Here is a 13,126-nt window from a genome sequence, read left to right on the forward strand (position 1 = left end):
ATTACAACTCCTTAATCTTATTTATAACTTCAATTGGTGAGAGCGGACGACCATTAGCCTTAGCTAAAAGCGAAACTTCTTTTTTCATTGAGTGTTCAACTTCTTTTGCGAATTGTCCTTTATTTAACTCCACTACAAGAATCTTGCTAAATCTAGCACCTAATTTTGCTAACTCCTCTTTTGGTGCTGGCCATATTGTAATAGGTCTAAACAAACCAACCTTAACACCCTCATCTCTCAATCTATCAACTGCCTCTTTGGCACTCCTTGAAGTAGAACCATAAGCAATTAGCAATATCTCTGCATCATCTAATTTATATTCCTCATAAGAGATTATTTCATTTTTCTTGCTAAGAATCTTGTTAAATAATCTATCTATTAGCTTTTGAGAAAGAACAGCATCTTCTGTAGGGAATCCAGTAGGTCCATGATGAAGCCCTGTTATATGGTATCTATAACCTTTAAAGAATGGATTTAAAATAGCTGGTTCATCATCTGGCACATCATAAGGTTTATAAGAACTTGCATCTCCACTATAAACTCTTCTATTTATAATTTGTAGCTCATTTACATCTGGAACTATAGCCTTTCCATGCATATGACCTAAAGTCTCATCAAGTAGCAAAAATACAGGCGTCATAAACTTTTCTGCTAAATTAAACGCTCTAATTGTCTCTGTATATGCCTCTTCTAAGCTACCCGGACACAATGCTATTGATTGATAATCACCATGAGTTGGGTGTGCAACTTGTGCTATATCTCCTTGTGCTACCCTTGTTGGAAGCCCAGTTGAAGGTCCTCCCCTCATAACATTAACAATAACAAGAGGAATCTCTGCCATAAAGCTAAGTCCTATTTGTTCTGCTTTTAGTGATATTCCGGGACCTGAAGTAGCAGTCATAGATTTTACACCACTCATTGAAGCACCTAATGCAACAGAGATTCCACCTATTTCATCTTCCATTTGGATAAAGCTACCATTCTCCCTAGGCAATAGCACACTCATTTCATGTGCCACTTCACTTGAAGGAGTAATTGGATAACCACCAAAAAACCTACAGCCAGCATCAATTGCAGCATGTGCAACCAATTCATTTCCATTTGATATAAACTCTCTACTCATAAAACCTCCCTTATAAAGCCATATAGCCATTCTCTTTAATGGCTTGTGCTCTTTGCTTAGATTCGTCTGTTAGCTTTGCAAACTTATATTCTTTTCTATCTGCAACAGCAATGGCAAAATCAGGACAATGCAACTCACAATCTTGACAACCAATGCAACTTTCAGGATTAATGACTTTAGCCATTTTTCCTAAGACCTTATGTTCATCAAACTTCATAGCTAAAGTGCCACTAGGACATACAGAAACACATAAATCACATGCTTTACAGCGATCCTCATTTATCCAAACTGGTGTATTTTCTGGTGCTTTTAACAATCCCATTTCTTTCTCCTTTTAGAATTTATTTTAAAAACGATAAAATATTTAGTTTTAACCAATGCACTCCTTTTGGAAGACTATTTAAAATAATTGCTATTTAATTCATCAATTAGAGTTTTTACAGAATTTACTGAATTTGCAAATTGACTACTTTCTTTTTCATTTAGAGTTAATTCAACAATTCTCTCAACCCCATTCCTACCTAGCTCAACTGGCACACCTGCAACAACATCTCTATATCCATACTCGCCATTTAAATACACCGCACTTGGCAGAATCTTATGACTATCACTCATAATTGCAATTACCATCTCTGCAGTAGCTCTAGCAGGTGCAAAATATGCAGAGCCTTTCTTTAGGCATGATACTATCTCAGCTCCTGCATTTCTAGTTCGAAGCACTACTTCTTCTATTTCTTGCTCACTTAGTAACTCGCTTAGCGGAACACCATTAACGCTACTAAATCTAGCTAGTGGCACCATATCATCTCCATGACCACCCATAACTGGTGCTACAATTTGCCCTTGGGCACATTGTAACTTCTCATATATAAAACTAGCCATTCTTGCACTATCTAGCACACCAGCCATTCCAAGTATTTGATTGTTTTTAAATCCGGTCTCTTTTAATGCAGTATATACCATTGCATCAAGCGGATTTGTTACTAAAAGCAAAATAGATTCAGGGGAATTTTCTTTAATATCTTTGCATATTTCGCTTATTACCTTAGCATTTGCAAATAATAAATCATTTCTGCTCATGCCCGGCAATCTAGGAGAACCAGCAGCAATAACAATTAAATCACAACCTTTAAGATCTTTTGGATTTGTGATAACTCCAAGCTTTGTAAATTTTGTCCCAATACAAGAAGCCTGAAACATATCAAGCAACATACCTCTAGCTCTATCTTTATCCTTATCTTGCAAAACTATTTCATAAGGTGTGCTTGATGATAAGATAAATGCAAGAGTAGAACCAACATGCCCAGCACCAATAATACCAACCTTTTTAACTCTTTCCATATGTTTTCCTTGACATAGCAAGTCAAAAATATCTCAAAAAATTAAAGATATTTTTAACTTCTTATGAGATATTTTCGATTATTTTTTCTTAAATAAGTCTTAGATTCACATAAAAAATTAAATTCATATCTATTTATCGAAATTATTAATGTGTTCTTTATAAGTTTTTGAGAAAGAATGAACACCTTGTTTGTTTCTTACAAAATACAAATAATCCACATTTGCCGGAAAAATGGCTGATAAGATAGCTTTGAAGCTAACACTGCCAACAGGTGCTTCTGGGATTCCTTCTTTTTTATATGTGTTATATGGGCTTGTGTCATTTTGTATCATTTTAGGAGTTACCTTAGTGTGAGAGTATTTGCCATAATTCAAAGTCCCGTCCATCTGTAATTTCATTTTTAATTTCAATCTATTATGTATCACAGCAGAGACAAGTGGCATCTCCTCTTCGTTTGCAGATTCTTTTTGGATAATAGAGGCTATAGTTACATACCTAAACCACTGCTTTTCATCATACTCTCCTAGAAATTTGATAGCCCATTTTCTATGTTCTTTTAGCGAATTATTTACCAAATAATACATAAGATGATTTTCGCTTATGCCTTTTGGTATTTTATATGTATCTGCAAGTATTACACCATCGATATATGGAGCATATTTATAATATGCGATATATAATTTCTCTTCATTTAGATTCATTTGCTTTGCTATATCTTTTATAAAAAAATACAAAGTCTCTCCCGGAATTAGCTTTATATCTTCTAAGGCAGCTTTAGCACTCGTTAATGAATATAAAAAATCTCCCTTACTAAGCCTTGTTTTTTTAATATCAAGCCAACCACTTTGAGGATAACCAAAAATTCGCAATAAATATTTATCTATATAGGTAAGATCGAAATTATTTTTCTTAAGGTATGTTATAATCTCATTAATACCGCCTTGAGGTATATAGACAACCTTACTAGAGCTCATAGGCGTTTGTAGATAAAAACATAAAGCAATTAACAAAATGAAAAAAACATCTGTAAGATTACTAAAAATATTTATATTTTTTACTCTCTTATCATCTATACTCATATCGTTTTATATTGTCCTTTATAATGGTATTGCAATTGATAGATTCAACATCAATGGAATCAAAATTAGCGGATTTTATCTAAGCTTAGATAAAAAATTAATTTTAAAAATAAATGACATAGATTTTACGCAAAGCAAAAAAGATTCTGATTTTGACTTAAAATCAAACTTACATCATATAAAAAACATACATCTAACATTACAATATTTCCAGCAAATAGAAATAAATACAATTTCGTTTGAGAATTACAAGGCTAAACTCGCATATGATGGAGAGAACTTTTCTTTAGATTCAAATTTGCTATACACAAAAGCAAAACTGCAAGAACAAAACTCAAAAATAAAAATCTTTGTTGAAGATTTCTTTATAAAGCCATATGCAATATACTATCAAGCAAATGGAGAATATGACATAAATAGCAAAATCCTAAATACCAATGGAACTCTAAAGTTTTGGGATAAAGATAACAATAAAGAATTCATAACAATAAACCTAGATATAAATAGTGACTTAGAAAACATCACACTAAAAGGAAATAGTAGCGAATTTAAAGACATAAAGTTTTTACGCAACATACTTCCAACTGCAAAAGACAAACTCGTAGATTCATGGATTTATGATAATTACCAAGTAAAAGACGCCATAATACAAGACTTCTATATAAATATACCACTAAAGAGCAAAAATATAATTCAAGAATCCATAGATAGCCTATACATAATAGGTGAAGCAAGAAATGCAGAAGTAAAGTTCCACGAATCTCTACAAACAATAAATGCACAATCAGTAAAACTAATCTTCCAAAATCACAACTTAGAGTTCTACCCCAAAAATGCAACATACAAAAACCATGCACTTGAAGATTCAAGCGTGATACTTGAAGACCTTTCACACCTAGATAGACCAACATTGCTAAAAATAAACATAAATGCAAACACAAAGCTAGATTCTGAAATAATCTCTCTACTACAAGCATATGAGATAAACTTGCCAATAATTGCAAAACACTCAAACATAAAATCAAATTTACACCTATATATAAACTTAAAAAATCACAAAGTGCTTACTAATGGAATCTTTAAAACAACAGACAATGAAATTCTAATAAACAATATACCAATACAAACAAAAACCGCCGAAATACAACTAGACAATAATATAGTAACAGCACACATAAAAGAAGCAAAATACAAAGATATGCTAAATGCTAATGCTAATTTCACAATAGAACTAGACAATAAAATAATAAGTGGTGAACTTGAAGTAATAGAATCCACACTCTCACAAGAAAACAAAGATATATTATTAATACAAAATAGCAACATACCATTTAATATAGACTTTAACGACAGCTTAATTTTAAACCTACCAAAATTACAAATTACAGGTATCTTTGGAGATTTGGAATCTAAAATAACACTAAATTCACTAGAAAACCTAAAACATTTTTCAAAAATTCTAAATGATTATAAAGTAACAAGCGGTAATGCACAAATAATAACAAAAGATTTTATAGAATATCACGCAGTCTTTGATTTGCAAACACAACAAGAAATCCTACTAGACAAACAAAATAAAGCACCAATCCAAACAACACAACTATCTCTATCATATACACCAACAAAATACACGATAAGATCAAGCGATAGCAAGCTAAGAATAGTAGGCACAAAAGAAAGCCAAGAAATAAATCTGCACAATGCAATTTTAAATGCAAACAAAAGCACACTAGCAAATGATAGTAACAATCAAACAAATATAATTATAAAAGGCACAAACGCAGATATAATCGTAAATGATGATTTTTATCTACTTAGCGATAACTTTAATATATCAATAAATAATGGGCTAATAGTAGCAAACTTGCAACACAAAAATGGTGTGCTAAACCTAAAGAAAAAAGATGAATACCTAATGATAAAGGCTTCTGAATTTGGTGATGACTTCTTAAATACTTTAGGAAACAAAAAGATATTTCATAATGGTAGATTCTACCTTGAGGCAAATACAGATGATAATGGTGTTATCATCGGTGAATTTAGCCTTGCAAGCACCTCTATAAACAATCTTGCAACCTTGCATAATATTTTTACCTTTATAGATTCTGTGCCTTCTTTGCTATCTCTTAAAATGCCAGGCTTTAATGATAAAGGATACTATGTAGAGAGTGGCAAGGTAAAATTCGGTATAGACAAAGAATATGTAGCAATTGAATCTCTAAACTTCAATGGTTCATCTATGGATATAAAAGGTAAAGGAATAGTTGCACTAAATGATAAAAGCATAGATTTTCATGCTCAACTAATCACTGCTAAAAATTTAAGTGGGATAATAAACAAGATTCCGGGGGTAAATTATATATTATTAGGAGAAGATGGAAATATATCAACAAGCTTCAGAATCGGAGGCACAATAGGAGATCCAAAAATCCATACCCAAGCCACACAAGATGCACTAATAGCTCCATTTAATATTCTAAAAAGAACTATAACAAGCCCATTTGATATATTTAAAAAATAAGGCATAAACATGGAAAAACTACCAAAAAAAGCAACCAAAAAAGAAATAAATGAAATAAAAGAAGTATTCCTGAAAAACTACAAAGAAGCAAAAACCGAATTACAATACAAAAACGACTATGAACTACTAATTGCCGTAATGCTATCAGCCCAATGCACAGATAAAAGGGTAAATATAATAACTCCAGCATTATTTGCAGAATACCCAGATATAAAAGCACTAAAAAAAGCAAATCTAGAAGACATAAAAGAACTAATAAAAACCTGCTCTTTTTTTAATAATAAAGCTAAGAATCTTCTAGCAATGGCAAATGAAGTTGATAAAAAACATAACGGAGAAATACCACTAGACAGGGACAAACTAAAAGACTTGCCCGGAGTTGGTCAAAAGACTGCAAATGTTGTGTTAATAGAATCTAAAGGTGCAAATTATATAGCAGTTGATACACATGTCTTTCGCGTATCTCATAGGCTTGGGCTAAGTAGGGCACAAACACCTCTAAAAACAGAAGAAGACTTATCAAAAATTTTTAAGGATAATTTAGGAATCTTACATCAAGCAATGGTTCTATTTGGCAGATATATATGTAAGGCTATAAACCCAAAATGCAATGAATGCTTCTTAAACCACATTTGCAAAAGCAAGAGAAAAATCTAAATTAGATTCTTCCTTGCATCTTCGCTAATACCAATTGATATACTCTTTAAATCTTCGCTAATCTCATGAGAATTATGTGCAATATCAACATTTTCTCTAGTTACACACTCTAGCGAACTTACAGATTCATTAATTTGAGAGATTCCACTTGATTGCTCTCTTATTGATTCTGCTACTTCATTTATTCCTTGAACAAGCACATTTGTGTTTGCTTCTATCTCCCCTAGAGACTTTTGAGTTCTCTCTGCTAACTTTCTAACTTCATCTGCAACAACTGCAAATCCTCTACCATGTTCTCCTGCTCTTGCTGCCTCAATAGCTGCATTAAGTGCTAGTAAATTTGTTTGATCTGCTATATCTTTAATTACACCTACTATGTTTTTAATATCTTCTGCTTGTTTGGTTACTTCTAATGTTTTATCTGATACTCCACCAATTTGGCTACTAATCTCCTCTAAAATAGAGCTTGTTTGCGATAGTTGTGAAGCTTGAGAAGTCGCACCATCGGATATTTTTTGCACAGAATCTAGCATACCAATTGATATATTTTTTAGCTTATCACTTGTATTAATCCTAGTATTAACCGTTCTTGCAATAGAATCTCTTAGAGTATTTAAAGATTCATAAAGACTTAAAATATCACCTTGCACTTCATTTGTATCAAGCTTATTTCTAAAGTCATTATTGGCATAGTTTTTCAATACTTCTAAAACGCTTCTGATATTGTTTTCAATATGAGTTAATGCATTATTAATTACATCTTTTAGCCTTATTAATCCGGGACTATGTGGCTCTGCTAATATTTTCGCATGTAAATATCCCTTCTCCAAAGATTCACTAACTTTTATAGCATCTTTTATTGTTTCTTCATCTTTTTCAAAACTATGGCTAATTTTTTTGATAGATACATTAAGACCATTTGCCATTTTCCCTAATTCATCTTCATAGCCATTATTTTTGATTAGATCTGGTCTATTTTGAGTTTCATAGTTTATATATGATAAAAATGTAAGCACAGACTTAGAAATAGATTCAAGACGATTTATTATAATACTCTTTATAGCTATAGATAAAGCAATTAAGACAAATACCAATAATGCAATAATTCCAAACAAGATTACATTTTTTATATAATTTGTAGCACCAACAAAATCCTCTTGCAGAGCTTCAACCAGCACATATACATTTAATTGCTCATTATATATGCTATATGTGTTATATTGCTTATTTTCAAAGTAATAGGTTATTGAAGAATCTAAAGGTAGATTATTTAAATTTGCAAACTCGCTAGGCTTTTTGTCGGAATTACCAACAATAAACTTGTCATAAGCTTTATCAACAATCAAAATCCTGCCATGCTCACCTATTTTGATGTTTTCTATATCTTTTGCGAACAAATCATAAAGAGGTGATAGATCATATGCTACAAATAAGATTCCTATAACGCTTCCTTTAGAATCTATAATTGGCTTATAGCTTGACATATAATCTTTGCCAAACAAAGACACTCTTCCATAGAAAGTTTGCTTATTATTTACAACACTGAATGCAGGGTGGCTTGTGCCAAGATTAGTTCCTATTACCCTGTTTCCTTTTGAATCTCTTAAAGATGTAGAAATCCTCACAAAATCCCCATCATCACTCTTTACAAAAATAGTAGCAACACCAGCTATTAAAGTAGAAAATCTATCCACAACACCTATACTGCCAGCTAATGCATGTCCATTATAATAAAGATTCCTTACTTCTTTGCTTCCCACATAAGTAGTATCACTTTTATCGCCCAAAGTATAACTTCCAGTATGATATGTTCCAAAATTTTGTGATATTACTTCCTCAAATACATTATTAGCAGATTTTGTTTCACTAATTATTTGGTTTGAAAAAACTTGAAAACTCTTATTTGTTATTTGTGCTATTTGATTTAATCTTTGATTTAATAAGTCATCAGAATAATTACTCATAAGATTATTTATAAAAAATAAAAAAGGTATAAGAAAAATCGCAAATACGCTAATTTGAATTATAAAAAACTTATTATTTAATGAAATCTTCTTCCACATTCAATAAAACCCTTTTAAAAAATATTTTTGAAATTAAAGCAATCAAAATGCAAAAAGCATTTTGATTATTTAGCAAATAAGACGGATTCTAGATTTGAATCCCCATATATATCAGAGAGTGTATTCTTATAAGCTTCTTTCATAAAGCCATTGCTATTTAAAGTTTCTATTTCTTTATTTAGCCATTCTAGTAGTTTTGTATCACCTTTCTTAACAGCAGGAGCTATTACATCTTCATCACCAAGCCTACTTAAACCAACCTCAAATCCAGGATTCTCCTTAGCCCAAGCAAAAACAAGTAAATTATCATGTGCTAATGCTTCTGCTCTACCATCTTTTAATGCCAAGAAAGCTTCTGTGTTTTGGTCAAACTTAATAAGTTCGATTTCAGGGTGATTTTTAGTGAAATAAAAATCAGCCGTAGTCCCTTTATTTACTATTAGTTTTTTGTCTTTTAAGTCTTCTACGCTTTTTATATTTCCACCTTTAGAGACAATACCCAAAGCAACTTTCATATAAGGCGTAGCAAAATCAACAACTTCTTCTCTTTCTTTTGTTTTAGTAAAGTTAGCCATAATTATATCAACCTTACCACTCTTTAGAAATTCAACTCTATTTGCAGCCTCAACTAATTCAAACTTAACCTTGCTTGAATCTCCAAGCAAATCTTTTGCAATCTGCCTTGATACATATACATCAAAGCCGTCATTTTCACCATTTTTATTAACAAATCCAAAAGGAGGTTTATCGCTAAAAACACCTATGGTTACAACGCCTTTTGATTTTATAGCTTCCAAAGTATCGGTATTATCATTGCCACATGCAATAAAAAATAAGCCAATTACTGAAGCTAAAACAACACCTAATATCTTTTTCATAGCATTCCTTGATAACAATACTCTAAAATAATTCCACTTTAGGTCTAATCATTTTATATAATAAATATTAAATAAAAGTAAAATATTTGTTAAAACTCAAAAACACTTAAAAACTTTTTTGCCCTACTACTCTTTGGATTTACGAAAAATTCGGAAGGGGTAGCTATTTCTGCTATCTTTCCACTATCAAAAAATATTATTCTATCTGCTACATTTTGTGCAAATTTCATCTCATGTGTTACTAAAATCATAGTCATACCTTGTGTTACTAACTCTTTGATAACATCTAGCACTTCTTTTACCATTTCTGGATCTAATGAGGCAGTAACTTCATCAAACAGCATAATCTCTGGCTTCATGCATAATGCTCTAACTATGGCTACCCTTTGTTTTTGACCACCACTAAGCTCTCGTGGCATAGAATCTTTTTTGTGTTTTAATCCAACTCTATCAAGCAATGCTATTGCATCTTTTATAGATTCATCTTTGTTACGATTTTGCACTTTTGTTGGTGCTAAAATTATATTATCCAATACACTTAAATGAGGAAAAAGTTCATAACTTTGAAATACCATACCTATTTTCTGACGTATTTCATTTAGTTTTACATTTTTACCACTTGTGCTATTTATTACTTTTCCATCAAAAATTATCTCGCCACCATCTATTTTCTCAAGCCCATTAATACATCTTAAAAATGTGCTCTTACCGCATCCACTAGGTCCCAAAATAGCACATACCTCACCCTTTTTTACCTCTAAAGATATATCATCTAAGATTAAATTATTACCAAATTTTTTTACTATACTTCTAGCTTCAAGTAATATTTTATTTTCAAAATGATTCGACACCTAAATTCCTTATATATATTTTTTTTCTAAATATTTACTATAAATTGACAAAGGATAGCACAAAATAAAATAAATAAAAAAGATTCCACCATATATCCAAAAACTAGCTTGTGGATAGCTAAGCAAATTAACTTCAATTATCTGTTGTCCTACTTTCAGCATATCACTTACACCTATTAGAGCAGCCAAAGAAGTTGTTTTTATCATTCTAGTAAATAAATTCACAAGTGATGGCATAAGCCTTTTAATACTCTGTGGCAGTATTATAAATATTTGTATTTGCATCTCGCTTAAGCCTAATGCTCTACCACTCTCACTTTGATGCTTTGGCAGACTTGATATAGCACCTCTTACCAAATCACCCATCTCGGCAATTCCCCAAAGACTAAAAACTAAAATACAAGACATAATTCCACTTAGATTTAAAAAAGATGAAAAACCAAAATAAACTATAAACAGCCAAGCAAGTATTGGGATTATTCTTATAGATTCCAAATAAATTCTACATATAAAGTTGATTAGGCAAATCTTTAGTGTCATCAAATACCCTAAAATAAACCCAAAAATAATTGAAAAAAATATCGCAATAAAAGCTATTTGAAATGTTACAAAAACGCCCTCTAAGATTCTTGCGATATTTTGAGTATCAAATAAAATTTCCATAATTAACCTATTATTCTTTTATATCGTTTCTCAAGCCAATAAAACAAAAAAGATAAAGGCAACAATACCACCAAATAGCACATAACAAGTAACAACAAAGTCTCATTTGTTTTATAATAGCTACCTATTAGATCTTTTGTTACATACAATACATCAGCAAGTGCTATTGCACTAACTACTGAAGTTTCTTTTAGTAAAAATATTGCATTTGCACCAATGTATGGCAGACTAACAACCAAACTTTGTGGCAAAATTATATAAAAAATCAATGATATTTCACCAAAACCCAAGCTTCGCCCAGATTCTATTTGGACTTTTCCTACTGATTCTAATCCTGCTCTAAAAGCCTCTGCCATATAACTACCACCCAAAAATACAACCCCAATTAAAGCACATGTATAACTCCCTAACTTAAAACCTATCTGCGATAAGCCATAATATAAAAAAAATAGTTGAATAAGTAGTGGGGTATTCCTTGAAAGTTCAATATATATTGAAGCAATAATATCTAGAATACGAATCTTATAAAACTGAATTAAAGCTATAAAAAATCCAAGAATTATGGAAAACAAAATACCAAAAAATGATAAATGTAATGTCAAATAAAGCGCCTTTGCAAATACTGGTAAGGAACGCATAATAAAATCAAAATCCAACAAAATACCTTTAAAAATTTTATTTATTATACAAAAAACTTAAAATAAGTAAATAAGACTATATTGAGAAATAGTGGCGGACAGAGAGAGATTCGAACTCTCGGTAATCTTGCGACTACGCATCCTTAGCAGGGATGTGGTTTCAGCCAACTCACCCATCTGTCCTTGTAAAAAAGAAGTGGAAATTATAAATAAAAATTCTTAAAAAGTTCCTTAAACCTTAAGAATCTTCATTATTTCGCAATGCTTCAGCTTGAAAATATGCGACAATTGGATTTATAACTGCATCAAAATTACCGTCTAGCATAATTTCTTCCAAGCTATACAATGTAAGCCCTACTCTATGGTCTGTGAGACGATTTTGCGGATAATTATATGTCCTTATTCTCTCACTTCTATCACCACTACCTACTTGTGATTTTCTGGCTTCTGCATTTTGTTGCATTTGTGCTTCTAATTCAGCTTCATAAATTCTTGCTTTTAATATCTTTAGAGCCTTATCTTTATTTTTGTGTTGAGATTTTTCATCTTGCATTGACACACTTATGCCGGTTGGTATATGGGTGATTCTAACTGCAGAATCTGTAGTATTGACACACTGACCACCATGACCACCTGCTCTAAAAACCTCTACCCTTAAATCATTTTGATTGATATCAACTTCCACATCATCAACTTCAGGCATTATAGCCACACTAATAGCAGAAGTATGAATCCGCCCTTGAGATTCTGTCTCTGGCACTCTTTGCACCCTATGAATCCCACCTTCATACTTAAGCCTAGAATAAACACCCTTACCCTTTATCAATACTATAATTTCCTTGTATCCACCAACATTATTTTCATTAGAACTTATAATCTCGCATTTCCAACCTTTAGATTCTGCATATCTTACATAGGCTTTAAATAAATCACCTACAAAAATACCAGCCTCATCACCACCAGTACCAGCTCTAAGCTCTAAATATATATTTTTGTCATCATTTGGATTTTTTGGAAGTAAGAGTAGTTTTATTTCTTCTTCTAGAATCTTATTTTCACTTTCTGCTTCTTTTATCTCTTCCTTTGCTAACTCACCAAGCTCTTTATCATCTAGCAAAGCCTTATTGTCATCTATACTCTGCAAGTTGCCTAGATATTTTCTAGCTTTGCAAACCAACTCTTCTAAAGAGCTTTGCTCCTTGCTTAACTCTGTTATCTTTTTCACATCATTTAGAATTTCAGGCTTAAGCAATAAAGAGCTTATCTCATCATAACGAGAAATAAAAGGTTGTAATTTGCTTGCTAACATTA

12 protein-coding genes, 1 tRNA gene and 1 pseudogene are annotated in these 13,126 nt (G+C 31.6%); 2 read left to right on the forward strand and 12 right to left on the reverse strand.

Annotated features, from left to right (window positions below):
• Window position 1 precedes the first annotated feature (1 nt).
• The 4 genes from PF021_RS03790 to mltG all read right to left on the reverse strand — a co-directional run bounded on the left by PF021_RS03790 (window position 2) and on the right by mltG (window position 3,544).
• Window positions 2-1,123, reverse strand: a complete 1,122-nt coding sequence (locus PF021_RS03790; RefSeq protein ID WP_271021092.1) for a 2-oxoglutarate synthase subunit alpha — start codon at window positions 1,121-1,123, stop codon at window positions 2-4.
• A 10-nt stretch (window positions 1,124-1,133) separates the two neighbouring features.
• A complete protein-coding gene (locus PF021_RS03795; protein ID WP_271021093.1) occupies window positions 1,134-1,445 on the reverse strand; it encodes a 4Fe-4S dicluster domain-containing protein in 312 nt (103 codons plus the stop codon).
• Between the two features lie 74 nt (window positions 1,446-1,519).
• Entirely contained in the window at window positions 1,520-2,464 is a 945-nt protein-coding gene (locus PF021_RS03800; RefSeq protein ID WP_271021094.1) for a malate dehydrogenase, read from the reverse strand.
• 129 nt (window positions 2,465-2,593) lie between these two features.
• Window positions 2,594-3,544, reverse strand: coding sequence for an endolytic transglycosylase MltG (gene mltG, locus PF021_RS03805; protein ID WP_271021095.1), 951 nt, complete (start codon window positions 3,542-3,544; stop codon window positions 2,594-2,596).
• Between mltG and PF021_RS03810 the strand changes: the two genes are divergently transcribed.
• Both PF021_RS03810 and nth read left to right on the forward strand, forming a co-directional pair.
• Window positions 3,477-6,065, forward strand: a complete 2,589-nt coding sequence (locus tag PF021_RS03810; RefSeq protein ID WP_271021096.1) for a YhdP family protein — start codon at window positions 3,477-3,479, stop codon at window positions 6,063-6,065. The two genes, mltG and PF021_RS03810, sit on opposite strands and share 68 nt — an antisense overlap.
• Window positions 6,066-6,074: 9 nt before the next feature.
• On the forward strand, window positions 6,075-6,722 hold the full coding sequence (gene nth / locus PF021_RS03815) for an endonuclease III (protein ID WP_271021097.1): 648 nt from the start codon (window positions 6,075-6,077) through the stop codon (window positions 6,720-6,722).
• Here nth and PF021_RS08620 read toward each other — a convergent pair.
• From PF021_RS08620 to prfA, 8 genes and pseudogenes are all read right to left on the reverse strand, one after another.
• Window positions 6,719-7,648 (reverse strand): methyl-accepting chemotaxis protein, encoded by a 930-nt coding sequence (locus PF021_RS08620; RefSeq protein WP_407081412.1) that lies wholly within the window; start codon window positions 7,646-7,648, stop codon window positions 6,719-6,721. The genes nth and PF021_RS08620 overlap by 4 nt on opposite strands.
• Before the next feature lie 210 nt (window positions 7,649-7,858).
• Window positions 7,859-8,785, reverse strand: a pseudogene (locus PF021_RS08625) (Cache 3/Cache 2 fusion domain-containing protein); the annotation flags it as partial.
• A 65-nt stretch (window positions 8,786-8,850) separates the two neighbouring features.
• On the reverse strand, window positions 8,851-9,663 hold the full coding sequence (locus PF021_RS03825; protein WP_271021099.1) for a cysteine ABC transporter substrate-binding protein: 813 nt from the start codon (window positions 9,661-9,663) through the stop codon (window positions 8,851-8,853).
• Window positions 9,664-9,752: 89 nt separating this feature from the next.
• Window positions 9,753-10,514, reverse strand: a complete 762-nt coding sequence (locus tag PF021_RS03830; RefSeq protein ID WP_271021100.1) for an amino acid ABC transporter ATP-binding protein — start codon at window positions 10,512-10,514, stop codon at window positions 9,753-9,755.
• Window positions 10,515-10,523: 9 nt separating this feature from the next.
• Entirely contained in the window at window positions 10,524-11,177 is a 654-nt protein-coding gene (locus tag PF021_RS03835) for an amino acid ABC transporter permease (protein ID WP_271021101.1), read from the reverse strand.
• Window positions 11,178-11,179: 2 nt separating this feature from the next.
• On the reverse strand, window positions 11,180-11,815 hold the full coding sequence (locus PF021_RS03840; RefSeq protein WP_271021481.1) for an amino acid ABC transporter permease: 636 nt from the start codon (window positions 11,813-11,815) through the stop codon (window positions 11,180-11,182).
• Window positions 11,816-11,907: 92 nt separating this feature from the next.
• Window positions 11,908-11,998, reverse strand: a tRNA-Ser gene (locus tag PF021_RS03845).
• A 55-nt stretch (window positions 11,999-12,053) separates the two neighbouring features.
• Complete coding sequence (gene prfA, locus PF021_RS03850; protein ID WP_271021102.1) at window positions 12,054-13,124, reverse strand: peptide chain release factor 1; 1,071 nt, start codon at window positions 13,122-13,124, stop codon at window positions 12,054-12,056.
• Between the last annotated feature and the right edge of the window lie 2 nt (window positions 13,125-13,126).

The sequence above is a fragment of the Helicobacter ibis genome (assembly GCF_027859255.1).
In the GTDB taxonomy this organism is placed as follows: domain Bacteria; phylum Campylobacterota; class Campylobacteria; order Campylobacterales; family Helicobacteraceae; genus Helicobacter_D; species Helicobacter_D ibis.

Coding starts and splice junctions, on each gene's coding strand:
- PF021_RS03790 (WP_271021092.1), bottom strand. CDS start 1,123: ATGAGTAGAGAGTTTATATCAAATGGAAATGAATTGGTTGCACATGCT.
- PF021_RS03795 (WP_271021093.1), bottom strand. CDS start 1,445: ATGGGATTGTTAAAAGCACCAGAAAATACACCAGTTTGGATAAATGAG.
- PF021_RS03800 (WP_271021094.1), bottom strand. CDS start 2,464: ATGGAAAGAGTTAAAAAGGTTGGTATTATTGGTGCTGGGCATGTTGGT.
- PF021_RS03810 (WP_271021096.1), top strand. CDS start 3,477: ATGAAAAAAACATCTGTAAGATTACTAAAAATATTTATATTTTTTACT.
- mltG (WP_271021095.1), bottom strand. CDS start 3,544: ATGAGTATAGATGATAAGAGAGTAAAAAATATAAATATTTTTAGTAAT.
- nth (WP_271021097.1), top strand. CDS start 6,075: ATGGAAAAACTACCAAAAAAAGCAACCAAAAAAGAAATAAATGAAATA.
- PF021_RS08620 (WP_407081412.1), bottom strand. CDS start 7,648: ATGGCAAATGGTCTTAATGTATCTATCAAAAAAATTAGCCATAGTTTT.
- PF021_RS03825 (WP_271021099.1), bottom strand. CDS start 9,663: ATGAAAAAGATATTAGGTGTTGTTTTAGCTTCAGTAATTGGCTTATTT.
- PF021_RS03835 (WP_271021101.1), bottom strand. CDS start 11,177: ATGGAAATTTTATTTGATACTCAAAATATCGCAAGAATCTTAGAGGGC.
- PF021_RS03840 (WP_271021481.1), bottom strand. CDS start 11,815: ATGCGTTCCTTACCAGTATTTGCAAAGGCGCTTTATTTGACATTACAT.
- prfA (WP_271021102.1), bottom strand. CDS start 13,124: ATGTTAGCAAGCAAATTACAACCTTTTATTTCTCGTTATGATGAGATA.